The sequence below is a fragment of the Lactobacillus sp. M0393 genome, from assembly GCF_016102025.1.
GTDB classification, from domain to species: Bacteria; Bacillota; Bacilli; order Lactobacillales; family Lactobacillaceae; genus Lactobacillus; species Lactobacillus melliventris.
The window spans coordinates 63,467-81,463 of record NZ_JACFPK010000008.1 but is presented as its reverse complement, the minus strand read 5'-3'; the positions used below and the strand labels follow the sequence as shown (position 1 = coordinate 81,463).

Genomic DNA, 17,997 nt, shown 5'->3' with positions numbered 1-17,997 from the left:
TCACTTTATTTATTGCATAAAAATGGCACTGACAGATTTTATTTTCTGTCAGTGCCATTTTACTAAAATCGTGTTTATGGTCTAGAATATGGATCAACAGGTGCATCTGCAGGGCCTTCAGGCTTTGGGTCTGAGGGTTCCGAGTGATTAAAATCATCTGGACCCTCTGCATGGTGCAAGTCATCAGCTACATCTGCAGCATGATCTTTTTGCTGTGCATCAGTATCTTTTGAACTATCAATAACGATATCATCAAAATCTTTCAGTTCAGAATCATCTTCTACATTCTTGGGGAATGAGGCCAGTTGATTCTTTACAATTTCAGTACCGTTATCATACTTTTTCTTTAAGTCTTGAACAGTTTCATTGTTCTTAACTTTTTTCTTCAGTTCGTCAATTTGTTCATCACTGACTAATAAGGAACCGGCTAGGAACCCTACAGCACTTCCGACAATAGTACCTAAAACAAAATTTGCAAAATTTTTCATAAAAGTAACTCCTTTTACTAATCTTCACCTTTACGCCGCTTATGCCGTGCAAACACTGATGCTAAAGCAGAAGACATCAACCCGTTACGTTTCCAATGAAAATTATTGAAACGCTTTGCCATATTTCTGGTAGATGTGTTGACATCCGAAACGCTTTCGCCTAAATCAGCTGCTGCTTGCACAACAGGATCAATAGTTTTCATTTTAACATTAACATCTGCTAGCAAGACATTAGTTTTATCAAGCAAATCACTGGTTTGATGAAGTAAATCATTTACATCCCCAGTGACCTGTTGAATTGACTCGTTAGCACTCTGGATCGTTTTTTCTGCTTCTCTAGTCGCTTTTGCGGCACGTATAAGCACTGGAATTGTGAAAAGTACTAAAATTAATAATGCAATGGCGGCTATTAAACCTGCTAATGCACCATAAGAAAATTTCATCTTTTACCTCCAATTCTATACCTAAAAAAAGTCTAGCATGAAAATGCTTCAATCTCAATCTATATGTAATATTTTGTTATAGTTAATATGCATATACGAAAGGTAATTATTATGGATAAAATATTTCAAATCAATAAAAACGTGCTCAAGTTTAACTGGGACAGGCTGGGAGAACAAGTTCTGACAATTATTTGGCAGCTCCTAGTTTCAGCTTTAGTTTTTTACCTGATCGACCATGTTGGTAAAAAAATAATTAAACATTATTTAGAGCATAGTAAAAGAAAACAAAATAAGAGAACTCAAACAGTTACTGCATTAATTAACAGTATCTTTGAATACACTGTGATTTTTTTCTACTTGTTTGCTGTTTTATCTATCCTAGGTATTCCAATTGGTACGCTACTTGCGAGTGCTGGTATCTTTTCTCTGGCTTTAGGGATGGGAGCCCAGGGCTTTGTCAGCGATTTAGTTAACGGCTTCTTCATTTTAAGTGAAGACCAGTTTGACGTAGGAGATATTGTCTCAATCAACAATCAAACTGGAGTAGTGGTTCAGTTGGGATTAAGGACTACCAGACTTAAAGGGTCTGATGGTTCTCTAATCTACATCCCCAATCGTAATATTTCAATCGTACAAAATTTAGCCCACGGTGGCATTGGCTTAGATATTGAAATCCAACTAAAAGCTAATAACGATTTTGCAAAAGTTCATAGTCTTATTGAACAGGTAAACAAAAAATTGAGTACCGATATTAATTTTTTAGTGCAAGAACCTAAAATTATTGGCATCGCTACGCAAACAGCACAAACTGTTAATTATGTGATTCATTTTCAAGTTAAACCCGGTTATGAAAAAGAAGTGCAGGATAAATACTTAACGCAGTATTTAAACGTCCTGCAAAGCAACCAAGTTCTTTTAGCAGAATAAAATAAAAACTGCTAAATGTCTTTAACACTTTTCCAGTAAAAAGTATTAAAAATAATATTTAGCAGTTTTTTAGATATTTATTCAAACTGAGCGAGCCAGTTTGGTAAACACTTTAATAATTTGGCAAGCGCTTTTCCCCGGTGAGAAAGACTATTTTTTTCTGCAGTTGTCATTTCGGCAAAAGTTTTTTGCTTTTCCGGTACATAAAAAAGCGGATCATAGCCAAAGCCGTCTTCACCTTCAGGCGCTGGTAAAATTAGGCCTTCACATTGGCCTGAGACAACCAAATCTTTTTCAAAATGACCTGGCATTGATACTACAATTGTAGTATTAAATCTAGCTGTTCTTTTTGCTAACGGCACACCACCAAGCTCGGCCAGTAATTTAGCATTATTCTTTTGATCATTATGCTCAGGACCGGCAAAACGCGCCGAGTGAACTCCAGGAGCACCATCAAGTGCATCAACCATTAAGCCGGAGTCATCCGCTATTGTCAGCAGCTGACTATAGTCAGCTAATTCATGTGCCTTTAGCTTAGCATTTTGCTCAAATGTTGTACCGTACTCATCAACAATTGGCGGCCTATCTAAATCGGCATTAGTCTTAACTGTGAGGTTAAGCGCAGCTTTTTTAAAAGCTGCTCTCAATTCTTTTACCTTGCCCTGATTAGTTGTTGCAAATAAAACTTCCATTTTTTCTCCTTTCTTCTTAAAGGTGTTTTGCACTAACGTATTGCTCGTCTAATACTATTTTACCCAATTCGTTAAACATTCTGACGTCCCCCGTTGTGTAATACTCGTGCGCACCATCATTAGAATTACTGCCAAAAAGGCCGTCACGTTTTATTACATTATACGTATATTGCGCTACCTGGTCAGCTGGATCAATAATTTGAACATTTGGTTTTAAACATTGTGCAAACTCACTGCGAATAATAGGATAGTGCGTACATCCCAAAACGAGAGTATCTATGTCCAGCTTGTTGATTGGCAGCAAAAGTTCTTGCAGTGCAGAGGCATACGCCTGATGACCTGCATCAGCTTCAATTAGGGGTACAATCTGGGGGGCTGCTATTTCATGCACAACTATTTGGGAATCACGCTTTTGAATCTCCTTTTGGTATGCATTTAAACTAACAGTCATTTTTGTCGCCACAACTGCCACGTTTTTGTTTTTAGTAGCTTGCGCTGCCGCTAGAGCGCCCGATTGAATTACGCCGATAATTTGCGGCTCAATCTCTTTTTGAATAGCATTCATAGCTACTGCCGTGGCAGTATTGCAGGCAAAGACAATTAGTTTAACGTTTTTACTTAATAAAAAATTAACACTTTGCTTTGTTAGCGCAATAATTTCCGCCTTAGACTTATCTCCATAGGGAACATGAGCATTGTCACCAATGAAAACAGTTGATTCATGAGGCATTTTAGCAATTATTTTTTTGACTACCGTTAAGCCGCCAACTCCTGAATCTAATAAGCCAATTGGTCGATTATCCATATTAAAAGACTCCCTAAATAATTTATACTTCAGTCAATTTTACGGTAAAATAAAAGAAAATAAAAGGGATGAATTTCTTTATGCAAGACAATAACCAGCAACATGAACATGTTTATTTTGTAAATCAGCTTTATCGGGACTTTTTACTGCCAACGATCTTAGGCAAAGACAATGATGTAATTCTATATTGGGGTGGCAAGCGCATAGCCCGTAAATATGACTTAGCGTCCTTTGAAGATGTAGCCAGCTTTTTTACAACTACTGAATTTGGCAATATTGAAAAAGCAAGAGCCCATCATAGTGAAAAAATTTTCAAATTAACCGGACAAAATGTAGCCGATCGGATTAGCAGTGGTAATAAGGAATTTTCCCTTGAAGCAGGAATAATTGCAGAAGCAGTTGAAAAAGAAACTGGTCGCACTACTGAATGCGAAATTAAGGTTGATGAACATAAAAAAATAGTAAAATTAATCGCTAAATTTGATTAAGCACTTTGAAACAAATAATTTAGTTTTTTACCATTTTTGCAATATTATTAAAGTAAGAATGGAGGAAACAAAATGCTTAGAGAATTTAAAGAATTTATTCAACGGGGCAACGTTATCGATTTGGCTGTTGGTGTAATCATCGGTGGAGCTTTTACCAACATTGTTAATTCATTGGTAAACAATTTAATTAATCCCCTTTTGGGTCTATTTATCGGACGAATTGATCTTTCCAATCTGGTATTTAAAGCCGGAGGTGCTACTTTTAAATACGGTGAATTTATCAATACTGTGATTAACTTTTTGATTATTGCATTCATCGTCTTTTTGCTAGTTAAAGCTGTCAATAAAGTAATAAGACATAACGACCAGCAACAACCAGCTGGCCCAACCGCTGAAGATTACTTGAAAGAAATTCGCGATCTATTAAAAGAAAAAAGCAATTAAAAAAATTCCTGCAGTTGCAGGAATTTTTTAATTGGTATATTGATCCAAAATTTGACTCAATTTTGCTTTAGGTGTGTAACCCGTAATGCGATCTACAATTTCACCGTTTTTCTTGATTAGCAAAGTCGGAATAGCCATAACTCCCAAAGAACTTGGTACTTCCTTGTTTTGATCAACATCCATTTTGGTAAATTTAACGTCTTGTCTCTCCTCAGCCAATTCATCAACTACCGGAGATTGCATTTTACACGGGCCACACCAGGTTGCCCAAAAGTCCGTTAACACGACGCCATCTTTTGTTTCTTCTTCAAAGTTTTGATCTGTAAGTTCATCAACCATTGAAAAAACCTCCTTTAGGGAAAAATATTATTCTATTGATATTTTCATTATAGCAACCAGACTTACTTTTTACAAGTAAAGTAAATTATTGCAAATGAACAATAGTTGCACCATTTCCGCCCTCGTTTGCTGGGGCGTAATTGTAGCTTTTAATGTGCTTATTTGACCGTAAGTATTGCCAAACGCCTTTTCTAATTGCACCAGTACCTATACCGTGAATAATGGTAACAACATCCAATCCAGACAATAACACCGAATCAATATAGCGATCTAAATTAGTCATTGCTTCATCATAACGCTGACCGCGCAAATCGAGCTCACTTTTAGCATTACTGCGTCTGTTTGCACTAACTGCACGCACTTTAGAGTGTGTTTGCGCCTTTTCATGCTGAGTGCTTTTTTCAATGTCTCGGTCACTGACTTTAACTTTAATAATACCCATCTGGACTTCATATTCATGTTCGGATAATTTTTTGGTAATCGTACCAGTTTGCCCATAAGACAGTACTTTTACCCGATCGCCTACATTAACATGATGCCTTCTTTTTTCGCGCTGTAAAACCCTATTATGAGCCAGATTCTCGTTTTGCCGTTCAAGCTGATTGAATTCGCCCTTGGCGGCAATAACTTCGTTTTGTTTAATATTCCCTTTTTGCTGCTCAAGTTGTGCAATGATCTTATCAGCCTTTTTACGGCTTTTAGTAACTACTTCATTAGCTCTTTCCTGAGCAAATTCCAACTGCTTTTGCACACGTTGATTATACCAGTCGAGTGCTTGCTGCAATTTCTTCTCCAGCTTCTTAGCACGATCAAGACTGGTAGTTAAATGACTGCGGGCATCTGAGGCAGCCTTAGTTTGCTTCGTTAACTCAGTAATCATTTGGTTAATATCAACGTTTTCATCACTCATTAGCCCTTGAGCTTTTTTAACTACGTCTTCGCGCATCCCCAGCCTGCGGGCAATTGCAAATGCGTTACTATGACCGGGAATCCCAAGTTGTAAACGGTATGTGGGCGACAAGGTCTTTAGATCGAACTCCATTGATGCATTTGTTGTTCTTTCACGATTATAGCCATATAGTTTCAGTTCTGGGTAATGGGTAGTGACGATAATTTTAGCTTTCTTTTGCCGTAAAAAGTCCAAAATACTGATAGCCAGACTTGCACCTTCTTCTGGGTCCGTTCCCGCGCCAATTTCGTCAATCAAAACCAGTGTCTTGGCATCGACTTTTTTCATAATTTTGACAATGCCATTAATGTGTGAAGAAAAAGTACTGAGAGATTGCTCAATAGATTGTTCATCCCCAATATCAGCGCAGACATCTTCAAAAACACCGGCTTTGCTTCCTTCTGCAGCTGGAATAAACAGGCCTGATTGTGCCATCAACTGTAAAATACCCACAGTTTTTAATGTAATCGTCTTTCCACCGGTATTAGGACCAGTAATCAACATGGTATCGTATTCTTCACCCAGACGGATATCATTGGCAATAACTGTCTCCGGATTAATTAACGGATGTCTTGCTTGTAAAAATACCAGTGACTGATCGTCAGTCAACTTAGGTTCAGTTGCTTTCATAGCACGAGCTAGTTTCGCTTTTGCCTGAATAAAATCGAGTTTAACTAAAGCATTTGCAATCGTATCAATGCTACCAGCTTCAGGCCGCACCAAATCAGACAAGTTACGCAGAATATGACTGATCTCTCTTCTTTCTTGTGCCAGAAGGTTTTGCTGACGATTATTAAGATTTAAAACTGCACTGGGCTCAATAAAAAGCGTTTGCCCACTGGCACTTTGATCATGAACGACTCCACCAAATTTATTGCGATATTCTTGCTTGACCGGAATAACATAACGTTCATCACGAATTGTCACAATCTGCTCGGACAAATACTTGCTGGTACCGCCCTTTATATAGCCATCCATTTTCTCTTTAATTTCTGCATCATTATTTTTGATTTCGTGACGTAAACGAGCTAGTTCGCTAGAAGCAGTATCAAGCACTTCTCCATCAAAATCTAGAGAACGTTTAAGCTTGTGATACAGAGTTTGAGGTACAGCTAATTGTGCCAAAATAGAATCTATGGCGGTTAAATCTAGTTTTTCCTCATCAATTTCACCAAAAAATTCATTTGTTTCATTTGCAAGCGCCAAAACTAATAACAAATTACCCAATTCCTTGGCGTTTAAGTTTGCCTTGATCCGCAAACGCTTGGTACTTGCAGTAACATCAGCAAAATCTGTCAATGGCAATTGCCCTTTAACCCGCAAAATATCAGTACCAGCAAGGGTTTGCTTCAAACTAAGTTCGACTTGAGCAAAATCATTACTTGGCAGTAAATTGAATGCTGTCATTTTAGCTGGTGTAGTAACTGCCATTTGTTGTAATTGTTCAGTAATTTTGGCAAATTCTAAAGTTTTTAATATTTTATCATTCATTATTTTTCTAAATTATTAATCTTTAATAAAAAAGGCTGGCCCAGCCAGTCTTTCTTATTCACCACTTAATCGGTCATCGTCCAAAAATGTATTTAAGACTCCTTGGACCATGTTCCATTCATCATCTGCTTCAATCTCGTGTAAATCACTACTGGTAACATCACCTGCGGAATCTGAATCATAGCTGAATGCTAAGACTTCAATTTCGTCATCATCACTAGCAGCTGCCGGATAGAGCAAAACATATGATTTATCATAATCATCTGAATGAAACGTAAATAAAATTTCGTATAATTCTTCATTACCCTGATCATCAATCAGGGTAATCTGACGGTCATCACCGTTAATTTCTTGTGCCATATTAATCCTTTCGGTTTAGATCCAAATAATTCTGTAAAATCAAAGCAGCAGCCATTTGGTCAATAACTTCTTTGCGCTTATGGCGATCATGCATTCCTGCCTCTTCAACTAAAACTCTTTCAGATTCTACTGTCGTTAGTCTCTCATCTAAATAATGCACTGGCAAACCAAACTTTTTCTCCAGTCTTTCACCATATGCTTTACTGCGATTAACTGAAGCACCTGAAGAGCCATCCATGTTTTTAGGCAGACCCAGCACAAATCCCTCTGGTTCATATTGGCGGACAATTTTTTTAATTGCACGCATACCAAAATTATAACGCGTTTCATCGATGGGGATGGTTTCAACCATCTGCGCAGTTATTCCTAATTCATCACTAACAGCAACGCCTACTGTCTTTGATCCAACATCTAAACCAACTAGTCGCATTATTTATCTTTTCCAAGATAATTCTTGACAAGCTCTTCGATAATTTCGTCGCGTTCATGCTTCAAAATTAAATTACGAGCATCATTATGCCGTGGAATATAAGCTGGATCGCCAGACAATAAGTAGCCGACAATCTGGTTAACTGGATTATAACCCTTCTCTTCCAAAGCATTATAAACGTCTTGCAGAGTATCATGAACATTTTTGCCTTTATTTTCGTTAAAGTCAAAATGCATTGTCTTATCTAGCGAACTCATAATTATTCCTCCTAGCATAATTTTACTTGAAAAACAGCACAAACTCAATTAATTATTTTTCGGAAATCGTTGTAACCACTGTCTGAATAGCCTTTTCAAGACCTTCAGGTTTTTTACCACCTGCTTGAGCCATGTTTGGTCGACCGCCACCGCCGCCACCAAAGATTGGTGCGACTTGTTTAATTAGTGCGCCTGCTTTAAGCCCCTTTGCCAAAGCTTTATCACCCAAACTAATAATCATATTGGCTTTGCCATCACTGGCAGTTCCTAAAACGAGCACATCAGACTTCTGACCACTCTTCCAAGTATCGGCGAACTCACGCAAATCATTCATCCCACCGGCATCAACTTTTTGAGCAATAATGGTCAAATCTCCTGCTTGTTTTACATTATTAAAAATTGAATTTGCTTTACTCTGATTAATTTGCAGATTCAGATCTTCAACCTGCTTTTGACTATCATGTAATTCCTGTTCAAGGGAATCAACTTTATCAATTATATCTTCAGGCTTGGTTGATTTTACTTCCGCTTGAATGTCATCCAGAAGTTCAGATCTGTTAGCCAGATATTCGTAAGCCTTTTTAGAAACAACCGCTTCAATTCTTCTCATTCCAGCACCAATGGCAGATTCAGAAATGATTTTAAAAATACCTATTTGGTTAGTATTAGCGCAATGAGTACCACCACAGAATTCAATAGAGAAATCTTGCATTTGCACAACTCTAACTTTATCACCGTATTTCCCGTCAAACAAAGCCAAAGCTCCCATTTTTCTACCAGTATCAGGATCGGTAATAGTAGTTTTGACATCAATTGCTGCCCAAATCTTTTGATTTACCAAGTTTTCAACTGATTTAATTTCCTTAGCAGTCATTGGTTCAAGTGCAGTAAAGTCAAAACGCAAATAATCAGGTTCCACCAAACTGCCGGCTTGATGTGTATGTTCACCCAGAACGCTTCTCAAAGCCGCATGCAACAAGTGTGTGGCTGTATGTGAGTGGCGCAGGCCTTCGCGGCGAACTCTGTCAATTTTTAGAGTGTATTCTTCACCCTTTTTCAGAGGTAAAATCACATCGACAAAGTGCATATTTTGATCATTTGGCGCGTGCTGCACATCAGTTACCTGAGCAACCAGTTCACCTTCCTGATTATAGATATTACCGTGATCTGCTACCTGGCCACCACGTTCACCGTAAAAAGGTGTCCGATCAAAGATTAAAACCGCATTATCACCATCTGCTCTATCAACTAATTGGTCATTGACTATAATATCAATTAATTTGGCATGTTTTTCTTCATAAACACCATATTCAAACTCTGATTTATCCTTTAAGTTCATCAAAGTTTCATCCTGTGCACCCATTGATTGCAAATTACCACGGGCTTTACGTGCACGTTCTTTTTGGGCCTTCATTTCAGCATCAAAGCCTTTTTGATCAACCTTTAAGCCTGCATCCTGTGCAGTTTCAAAAGTCAATTCATAAGGAAAGCCATATGTATCAAATAACTTGAACGCATCTTTACCAGTAATTGTTTTATCTTCAGAGTTTTGGGCCTTGGCAATTAAGTCATCAAGTAAAGTTAACCCAGATTCAAGAGTCAGCTGGAATCTTTCTTCTTCATTTTTAATTACTTTGGCAATAAAGTCCTTTTGGTCTGTAACCTCTGGGTAATGGCTCTCCATAATCTTACCGACCACTGGGACAAGTTGGTAAAGAAATGCACCCTTAATTCCTAAACGTTGACCATTTAAATCGGCACGCCGAATCAAACGGCGTAAAACATAGCCTCTACCTGTATTTGATGGCAATGCACCATCAGCAATGGCAAAACTAACAGTCCGTACATGATCAGCAATAATCTTAAAGGCTGTCGTATCTGCCTTATTTGTGCCGTACTTTTTAGCAGCAGTCATTTTTTCAGTTTCATGAATAATTGGCAAGAAGAGGTCAGTTTCAAAGTTAGTTGGTGCGTCTTGTAAAATAGACAAAACACGCTCTAGGCCCATACCAGTATCAATATTCTTGTGTGGCTGATCTACATATTTGCCATTTGCCAAATGATTATATTGTGAAAAGACTATATTCCAAATTTCCAAGTAACGGGCATTTTCACCGCCAGGGAAGTTTTCAGGATCATCTTCTGCCACATCGTTATTTTCTTGACCACGATCATAGAAAATTTCAGAGTCAGGACCACAAGGACCTTCACCAATATCCCAGAAATTTTCTTCGAGTTTAACAATATGGTCCTCAGGCATACCAACTTCAAGCCAAATTTTATGTGCTTCTGTATCTTTAGGATAAACCGTACAGTAAAGTTTTTCTTTATCTAAATCGAGCCAGTCGGGACTGGTCAAAAATTCCCAAGCCCAGGTAATCGCTTCTTTTTTGAAATAATCGCCAACTGAAAAGTTACCCAGCATTTCAAAAAAGGTCTGGTGTCTGGCAGTTTTACCAACATTTTCAATATCATTAGTTCTAATGGACTTTTGTGAACTGGTGATCCGGTGATTCTTGGGCACTACTGAGCCGTCAAAATACTTTTTCATCGTTGCCACACCGGAATTGATCCACAGCAATGTTGGATCATCTTGCGGAATCAATGATTGACTGGGTAATACCATGTGGCCGTGCTGCTTGAAGAAATCCAAAAACATCTGTCTAAATTCTGAACTTGTCAGTTTCTTCATCAAATATATCTCCCTTTTTGCCAAAATAAAAACACCGTTGCTTATCTTAAGGACGCCTTTAAACGCGGTACCACCTCAATTGCAACAGTGTTTGTTACCTCTTAATTATTTTATTTATTTGAACTGTAAGGAGCATCTTTTAAGTAACAGTAAGCCATTTTCACCAGGCGGCTCTCTCTTTGAACTGTTATTCTTAAAAAACATATCTTAAGTTAACAGTAATTGTACTACTTGCACAGTTTTTGTCAATAACAGGCCTATTAAGGTAAAATTTAAATTCAAAATGCCTTAGTCCTTATTTACGATAAAAATCATCAAAAACGGTTACGGGCAAATGCCGTTTGTGTTCACTCTTACGCCATAAAGATTCGATTTTTTCAGCTGCTTCTTCAGAAACTTCGTGCCCTTCTAAATAGTCATCAACATTCCTGTAGCTGACGCCGAGTGCAACTTCATCAGGTAAGCCAGGCTTATTTTCTTCCAAGTCTGCTGTGGGCGCTTTGTGATACAAATGCTCCGGACAATTTAAAAACTTGAGCATCTGTTTTCCTTGGCGCTTGTCTAAACGAAACAGCGGAGTTAAATCTGCCGCACCATCACCATATTTGGTATAAAAGCCGCTGAAGTTTTCAGCTGCGTGATCCGTCCCCACAACTGCACCATTATGGGCACCAGCAATAGCATACTGCACCACCATGCGCTCGCGCGCCTTAATATTGCCCTTATTAAAATCGGTAATCTCCTGCCCAGCTTCATTCAAAGTAGAAACTAAGGCATCAACAGCCGGTTTAATATTAACTACCAAATCTTGATCCGGTCTTTGAAAAGCCACAGCATCTGCCGCATCTTGTGCATCAGCTTGAACTCCATAAGGCAAGCGCACTGCAATAAATTGGTATGAATTATCGCCAGTTTCACTCCTCATTTCCGAAATTGCCATTTGACATAGTTTTCCTGCTAACGTAGAGTCTTGTCCACCAGAAATACCCAATACATAAGACTTTAAGAAGGTATTTGCTTTGAGATAATCTTTTAAAAAATCAACTGAACGTCTAATTTCTTTTTGCGGATCAATTTGAGGCAAAACATGCTCATATTTTATAATTTCTTTTTGTAACGGTCTCATTGTGCAGTATCTCCTTTATTGATTTTGGTGCGAATATCCTGAATAATAGTCATTTTACTGTCATATAAATCTTGAGAAAGATCAACAGGATATTCCTGGGGGTTCAAGCTGCGCTTGTATTCATCCCATAGTCCGCCCAGATTGGCTGCACAAAAGTTCTTAATATCTATTAGTTTGGGCTTTTGGTATGTTAATTTGCCTTTAACAAAAATATCTTTTAAAAGGGGTTCTGCAGTGTAATCAGTCACCACTTTATTGATATAAGAATACTGCGGATGAAACATGTACAATGAATCAAATTTACGCGGATCTACACCGGCCCGTGCAATCCAGTCACCTTCATTTTTCTTAGCAGTATTAGCTGAGATACGCCAGACTTGTTTTTTACCTGGAGTTGATACCTTTTCTACATTCGAAGAAATTTTTAAAGTGTCACGCATATGGTGCTGATCATCTTCAATTGAAACTAATTTATAAACAGCGCCTAAGGCAGGCTGGTCGTAAGCCGTAATATATTTAGTCCCTATCCCCCAAACATCAATTTTTGCTCCTTGCATCTTTAAGCTCGTAATCGTAGTTTCATCCAAATCATTTGAAGCAAAAATTTTAGCATTAGTATAACCAGCATTATCCAGTTCCCGGCGTACTTGCTTTGAAATATAGGCCATGTCGCCCGAATCAATACGCACGCCTTGGAAGTTAATCTTGTCTCCCATTTCGTCAGCAACCCGAATTGCGTTTGGTACGCCGCTTCTAACTGTATCGTATGTATCTACCAGAAAGACGCAATCTTTATGCGTTTCTGCATAGGCCTTAAATGCTTCATATTCACTGCCAAAGGCTTCTACTAAGGAATGGGCATGTGTGCCAGAAACTGGGATACCAAATAATTTGCCTGCCCGAACATTACTGGTGGAATCAAAGCCACCAATATAAGCAGCACGAGTGCCCCAAATAGCTGCATCTGCTTCCTGTGCACGCCTGGTACCAAATTCCATCACTCCGTCACCTTGAACGGCCAGCTTGACGCGCGCCGCTTTAGTGGCCAGTAAAGTTTGGTAATTAATAATATTTAAGATAGTTGTCTCAACCAATTGACATTGCGCAAGTGGACCCTCAACTTGCAATAAGGGTTCGTTGGCAAAAGCAATTTCTCCTTCAGGCATCGATCGTACAGTAAGCTGCAATTTCAAATGACGTAAATAATCAATAAAATCGTCATCATAGCCAATTTCTTCTTTTAAATATTTTAAGTCACTTGCTTTAAATTTCAGGTTTTGTAAATATAAAATGACGTGTTCTAAGCCTGCATATACGGAATAGCCATTGCCGAAAGGCTCTTTCCGATAGTAAACTTCAAAAACAGCATTGCGTTCAGAAATACCTTTTTTAAAGTAGGTATACATCATATTAATTTCATACAAATCTGTATGAAGGGTTAATGAATCGTCTTCATCCAATTCTTGGTAAAACATTCTGTCCTCTTAACTAAATCCACTAATATTTTTGTTTTATTATAAACATTTGTGGCCTTTTTAACAAACTTACCAATTTAAACGATATCATCGTATACCCGTAAAATACTACTTAATTGCTCGTGTAACGAAAAATGCCGCTCAACATAATTTTTCTCAAGCTGCGCCATTTCTCTAAGTTGAGTTTTAGGCGTGTTCACAGCTTGCTTTAAAGCTGAACAAATTGAATCTATCTCACCGACTTTGGCAACAAAACCATGTTCTTTATCTGGTATCATCATGCTAATATCACCAACGGCAGTTGACAAAAGTGGCAACAAATTATCGCTTGCTTCCAGCAACACTAGAGGAAAGCTCTCAGAATAAGATGTCAGAACAGCCAAATCCATTCTGCGATAAAGATTTTTTAACTGTTTATGTGTCATGAAACCTTGAAAAGTTACTTGTGGACCCAAGTTTAATTTTTGCGTCAGGTCCTTTAGTGATCTTAATTGAGAACCGTCTCCGGCAATAAACAAATGAACATTAGCATTATTTAATTGTTTTAGAGCCTGCAGTAACAAGTCTTGGCCCTTAACTTTTTCAGCCCTGGCTACGTTTACAATATTAAAGTTGGGGTGCTCATATTTAGCAGGGATTTGACTGTCTGCATGAAAAAAAGTACCGTTGTAAATCACGTGAACTTTTTCCCGCTTGATTTTAGCTTTTTTAACTAACAAATCAGCAAATCTTTTAGTAACAGCAAAAACGCAATCCGCTTTGCGAATGGCCTGAATGTTTAATTTGGTAAAAATTTTCCCTGTGAAGCCGCGATCAGCAAAATCAAGATAAGGATTAGAATGAACAGTTACGCACCATTTAGCGGTAATTTTGTGCCTAATTAAAGAGACAAATAAGTTAGCCCGCGCACCATGCGTGTGGACAATACTAAAGCCAGCATTATTAATAAAATGAGCCAGCTTATTTAAGCCGGCCAAGTCATAGCGACTATTGATGCCCAAAACTTGCACTTTTAATTTTGCAGTCCGTGCAGCTTGGGCAACAGGGCCGTCAGCTAAACATAATAATGTAAAATCCTGCTCTTCATTTTTTGCTTGTTTCAGCAAATTAATAATATGAGTTAAGCCACCACCATTTTCAAGCCCGGCATTAACATGCAAAACCTTCATAATTAGATTTTTTCCTTTTTTGACTGATAAACTTCATGCACAAAATGAGGCAAAATCGTCATTCGCTTTAAGCGTGAGGGGTTTTTAAGCAGACGGTAAAGCCATTCTAAATGGACATTCTGCCAAGTTTGAGGAGCACGTTTTACTTTACCTGAAAAGACATCAAAGCTGCCTCCTACTCCCATCATTAAAGCTGGCAGGAGATTTCTCCGGAGAATGGATAAAAGTTGTTCTTGACGGGGTGAACCCAAGGCGGCAAAAACTAAATCCGGTTCTGTCCGTTCAATTTGGTAAGCAATTAGTTCCAGATCTTCTTTAAAGTAACCATTTTCAGCTCCTACTAGCTGTATATCAGAATATTCTCGTGCAATCTTAGCCTGAATCGTATGCATCACTTCCGAGCGAGCGCCAATTAAATAAACTCTGAGGCCCCGATCATTTGCCAGCTTCATTAGCCAAGTAAATAAATCATAACCGGTTACCCGTTCTTTAAGTGGCTGACCTAAAATATGACTTGCTTTGACAATGCCTATACCGTCAGCAGTAATATAGTCAGCATCATAAGTCAGGATCTTCATAAATTCAGGGTTTTCATTTGCTGACATGACAATTTCAGGATTGGCAGTAACAATAAAAGTTGATTGGTGGGTATTAATTCTGCCAATAAATTCATTTTGAAATTGATTAAAACTTTTATTATCGAAATTTACACCTAAAACATTTACCTTAGCCATAGCTATATCTCCTAATCCGCAATTTACCTTATTTTACCAAAATAACAACCAGTTCAGAATACGCTTTACCTTTTCTATAAATATGATACTATTAACTCGTCAAAATGATAGGAGTACGGGAACTATGAAAAAAATAATTACTTATGGCACATTTGATTTATTGCATTACGGTCATGTTCGTTTACTAAAAAGGGCTCGTGAACTAGGCGATTACCTCATTGTTGGATTGTCTACTGATGAATTTAACCAGTTGCAAAAGCACAAGGAGTCCTATAACAATTACGCCGAACGTAAATATATTCTTGAAGCAATCCGCTACGTAGACCAAGTTATCCCAGAAAAAGGGTGGGAACAAAAAGTTGGCGACATTCAAAAATATGATATTGATACTTTTGTTATGGGTAATGACTGGCAAGGCAAGTTTGACTTTTTAAAGCCCTACTGCCAAGTAGTTTATTTGCCACGCACACCAGGAATTTCTACCACTAAAATCAAAGATGATTTAAAATAAAAAAGCTCTGAACTAACTAAACATAGTTAATTCGGAGTTTTTTATTTGGCAAAGGTAAATTCAAAGCGATCCGCAACATAGTTTGCCCTTGTATATTCAAATGGCATGCCATTTGATAATTCAGTTACCTGCAAGCGCGTGATTAACGCTTCACCTTTTTTGGCATCAAGAAGTCTAGCTGAGTTTTCATTTGCAACGGCTGCAGAAATATATTCTGTTACACGTCCTACTTTATAACCATTTTTTTCCAAAGTTTGGTATAAATGTGAAGAAATATCAGCTTTCGACATATTTTTAACCAGGCTTTGTGGAATAGAAACGACTTCATAACAAATTGGAACATCATCCGCATAGCGAATACGTTCCATCCGTAGAACTTCCTGCTTATCATCCAGATTAAGACGCTCCATCTCCGATAAGGAAGGCTTACCAAAGCGATAGGATATTAGCTTACTAGAAGGTGTTTGACCATTTGCATGAGTTATATCAGTAAAAGACATAACGCCCGACATTTTTTCCTGCACTTTTTGATTGGCAACATAGGTACCACTACCAACCCGCTGCTCTAAAATGCCTTCATCTTCTAAAGTTTTAATTGCTTGACGCAAAGTCATCCGCGAGACGCCAAATTTTTGAGCTAATTGTCTTTCCGCTGGAATTTTACTACCAACTTTATAGTCATGATTTTCAATTTCACGTTTGATTTGATTATGAATTTTGATGTACATTGGTTCTTCCATAAATATACCCCCATTACACATCTTATATAATCTAAATTGGTCTACTTCGTATGATATGTTACAAATTATAATAAAGCAAGCTATTTATTTTTTAGTGGTCCATTTCATGCCCCATAAACGGAATTCTGCATTTTGTCCGCACTCCACCATAATTGAATTATCACTTGTTGCGATGACGCTAGCATGCAAATGAGCCTGATTTTCGACAGCTAAAGTAGCACCGTTAGAATTGAAAATCAGATCATGACCCTCAAATTCTGCCTGATCACTAAGAACCAAAAAATACTCATATTCATTTCCGCCATTAAAAGTTGCCCGTCTAGAATTGCAATTAACTTTATTTTGAAAATCGGCATGATTAACGATAACAGAATTATTCAGGGTGATTTGGGCTTCTCCGGTGGCAATCAAGCGGTCGATTCTACTATTTTGGATAATCACATGCGGCTCTTTTTCAAAATAAATACCGCCTTTAAACTCACTGCCAATAATATTAATCCAAGTTTTATCCGTGATGAACATTGCAGTATCTTCTTGTGACAAAAGCATACTGTTAAGCATGTTTAGCCATGCTTGTCCCTGAATAAGCAGTGCATTCACAACAGTATTATTAATATCTAATTCCACATTTGACTTGCTAAAAGTATCAATACTGCCATGAATACGTGAATTATTAATAACAGCGGTGCCATGCCCTTCAAGCGCTAAGGCGCCAATGTCTTTCACAGTATTTTTAATAGTTGAGTCATTCATCTCTAAGCGAAAATTCGAATCAGCAAATAATGACACAGAACCATTCATAACCACAGTTGAGAATAATTCCAAGGTGACTTTACCGTTAGCAGCAATAACCGCTGTATCACCACCAAAGCCCTTGACAACACAGTTACGCAATGACAAAAAAGTATTAGCTTCGGCCGGAACGAACAAACTATTCGCATCAGTTACCGTGTTGATGCACAAATTCTCTAAATTAACAAACTGGCTGCCGGCATCAATATTGACAAAGCCTAATATTGTTGTGTCTTCTGGAAGATTACCTGTTCCCTTAATAGTAATATCAGATAAGAAAATTCCTGCGGGTAACTCATAAAATCCCGGCTCCAGAAGCAAAACATCATCTGCACGTAAATCATTTAAGGCATTGTGCCAGCTAATTTCTTTACCTCCAGCACCAACGCGCACAAGTCTTGACATATATTTCCCTTCTTAATAAAAGTTAGCTCTTACTATTGTACTATCATTGAAATGAAAATAGGTAAACTTTAACAACCAAATTCTTAAGATTTAAAAAATCATTTGCAATATTTTAAGATAAAACGCGGAATTATCGTTAATTGTTTGAGGTCAAGATAAATACCAGTTTAAGCAGTAAAAATTGAGGGGTAATTCATTTGGCTAGCAAGAAGCTAGAGCTCTCACTAAAATTGATGGCAG

General features: G+C 37.8%; 20 protein-coding genes. 4 read left to right on the top strand and 16 right to left on the bottom strand.

The genetic code is table 11. The features are described from left to right. Positions 1–74: 74 nt before the first annotated feature. Together H3R29_RS08080 and H3R29_RS08075 are read right to left on the bottom strand one after the other, a co-directional pair. Positions 75–488, bottom strand: coding sequence for a YtxH domain-containing protein (locus tag H3R29_RS08080; RefSeq protein ID WP_174795209.1), 414 nt, complete (start codon positions 486–488; stop codon positions 75–77). 17 nt (positions 489–505) lie between these two features. After that, entirely contained in the window at positions 506–931 is a 426-nt protein-coding gene (locus H3R29_RS08075; RefSeq protein WP_046324457.1) for a DUF948 domain-containing protein, read from the bottom strand. A gap of 111 nt (positions 932–1,042) precedes the next feature. Here H3R29_RS08075 and H3R29_RS08070 point away from each other — a divergent pair, with 111 nt between their 5' ends. After that, a complete protein-coding gene (locus H3R29_RS08070; RefSeq protein WP_198202993.1) occupies positions 1,043–1,858 on the top strand; it encodes a mechanosensitive ion channel family protein in 816 nt (271 codons plus the stop codon). Between the two features lie 77 nt (positions 1,859–1,935). On the opposite strand, the gene H3R29_RS08065 is transcribed toward H3R29_RS08070, so the two are convergent. Together H3R29_RS08065 and murI are read right to left on the bottom strand one after the other, a co-directional pair. Next, the gene (locus H3R29_RS08065) at positions 1,936–2,550 is read right to left on the bottom strand and encodes an XTP/dITP diphosphatase (protein WP_198202994.1); all 615 of its coding nucleotides are present in this window, start codon (positions 2,548–2,550) and stop codon (positions 1,936–1,938) included. A 16-nt stretch (positions 2,551–2,566) separates the two neighbouring features. Next, on the bottom strand, positions 2,567–3,355 hold the full coding sequence (murI, locus tag H3R29_RS08060; RefSeq protein ID WP_198202995.1) for a glutamate racemase: 789 nt from the start codon (positions 3,353–3,355) through the stop codon (positions 2,567–2,569). A gap of 68 nt (positions 3,356–3,423) precedes the next feature. On the opposite strand from murI, the gene H3R29_RS08055 reads away from it, so the two are divergent. Both H3R29_RS08055 and mscL read left to right on the top strand, forming a co-directional pair. Further along, a complete protein-coding gene (locus H3R29_RS08055; protein WP_370567394.1) occupies positions 3,424–3,843 on the top strand; it encodes a DUF2507 domain-containing protein in 420 nt (139 codons plus the stop codon). 72 nt (positions 3,844–3,915) lie between these two features. Continuing rightward, a complete protein-coding gene (mscL, locus tag H3R29_RS08050; protein ID WP_046324453.1) occupies positions 3,916–4,287 on the top strand; it encodes a large-conductance mechanosensitive channel protein MscL in 372 nt (123 codons plus the stop codon). A 27-nt stretch (positions 4,288–4,314) separates the two neighbouring features. On the opposite strand, the gene trxA is transcribed toward mscL, so the two are convergent. From trxA to H3R29_RS08000, 10 genes are all read right to left on the bottom strand, one after another. Next, positions 4,315–4,626, bottom strand: a complete 312-nt coding sequence (gene trxA, locus H3R29_RS08045; protein WP_046324452.1) for a thioredoxin — start codon at positions 4,624–4,626, stop codon at positions 4,315–4,317. 85 nt (positions 4,627–4,711) lie between these two features. Next, positions 4,712–7,066, bottom strand: coding sequence for an endonuclease MutS2 (locus tag H3R29_RS08040; RefSeq protein ID WP_198202997.1), 2,355 nt, complete (start codon positions 7,064–7,066; stop codon positions 4,712–4,714). Between the two features lie 54 nt (positions 7,067–7,120). Next, complete coding sequence (locus tag H3R29_RS08035) at positions 7,121–7,426, bottom strand: DUF1292 domain-containing protein (RefSeq protein ID WP_046324450.1); 306 nt, start codon at positions 7,424–7,426, stop codon at positions 7,121–7,123. Between the two features lies 1 nt (position 7,427). Beyond that, the gene (gene ruvX, locus H3R29_RS08030; protein WP_198202998.1) at positions 7,428–7,856 is read right to left on the bottom strand and encodes a Holliday junction resolvase RuvX; all 429 of its coding nucleotides are present in this window, start codon (positions 7,854–7,856) and stop codon (positions 7,428–7,430) included. After that, positions 7,856–8,113 carry an IreB family regulatory phosphoprotein gene (locus H3R29_RS08025; protein ID WP_038521496.1) on the bottom strand — a complete coding sequence of 86 codons (258 nt, stop codon included), beginning with the start codon at positions 8,111–8,113 and terminating at the stop codon, positions 7,856–7,858. Before H3R29_RS08025 ends, ruvX begins: the two co-directional genes overlap by 1 nt. A 52-nt stretch (positions 8,114–8,165) precedes the next feature. Beyond that, positions 8,166–10,805: an alanine--tRNA ligase gene (gene alaS / locus H3R29_RS08020; RefSeq protein WP_198202999.1), complete on the bottom strand. Its 2,640-nt coding sequence runs from the start codon at positions 10,803–10,805 to the stop codon at positions 8,166–8,168. A gap of 295 nt (positions 10,806–11,100) precedes the next feature. Beyond that, the gene (nadE, locus tag H3R29_RS08015) at positions 11,101–11,931 is read right to left on the bottom strand and encodes an ammonia-dependent NAD(+) synthetase (RefSeq protein WP_198203000.1); all 831 of its coding nucleotides are present in this window, start codon (positions 11,929–11,931) and stop codon (positions 11,101–11,103) included. Then, entirely contained in the window at positions 11,928–13,406 is a 1,479-nt protein-coding gene (locus tag H3R29_RS08010) for a nicotinate phosphoribosyltransferase (protein ID WP_198203001.1), read from the bottom strand. The genes nadE and H3R29_RS08010 overlap by 4 nt, the downstream gene beginning before the upstream one ends. Before the next feature lie 77 nt (positions 13,407–13,483). Beyond that, positions 13,484–14,575 carry a glycosyltransferase gene (locus H3R29_RS08005; RefSeq protein ID WP_174795218.1) on the bottom strand — a complete coding sequence of 364 codons (1,092 nt, stop codon included), beginning with the start codon at positions 14,573–14,575 and terminating at the stop codon, positions 13,484–13,486. Positions 14,576–14,577: 2 nt separating this feature from the next. Continuing rightward, a complete protein-coding gene (locus H3R29_RS08000) occupies positions 14,578–15,309 on the bottom strand; it encodes a WecB/TagA/CpsF family glycosyltransferase (RefSeq protein ID WP_110445679.1) in 732 nt (243 codons plus the stop codon). 124 nt (positions 15,310–15,433) lie between these two features. Between H3R29_RS08000 and tagD the strand changes: the two genes are divergently transcribed. After that, entirely contained in the window at positions 15,434–15,820 is a 387-nt protein-coding gene (gene tagD, locus H3R29_RS07995; RefSeq protein ID WP_198203002.1) for a glycerol-3-phosphate cytidylyltransferase, read from the top strand. Positions 15,821–15,861: 41 nt separating this feature from the next. Here tagD and H3R29_RS07990 read toward each other — a convergent pair whose 3' ends face one another. After that, the gene (locus H3R29_RS07990) at positions 15,862–16,560 is read right to left on the bottom strand and encodes a GntR family transcriptional regulator (RefSeq protein ID WP_110445677.1); all 699 of its coding nucleotides are present in this window, start codon (positions 16,558–16,560) and stop codon (positions 15,862–15,864) included. 84 nt (positions 16,561–16,644) lie between these two features. Then, on the bottom strand, positions 16,645–17,757 hold the full coding sequence (locus H3R29_RS07985) for a hypothetical protein (RefSeq protein WP_198203003.1): 1,113 nt from the start codon (positions 17,755–17,757) through the stop codon (positions 16,645–16,647). Positions 17,758–17,997: the final 240 nt, after the last annotated feature.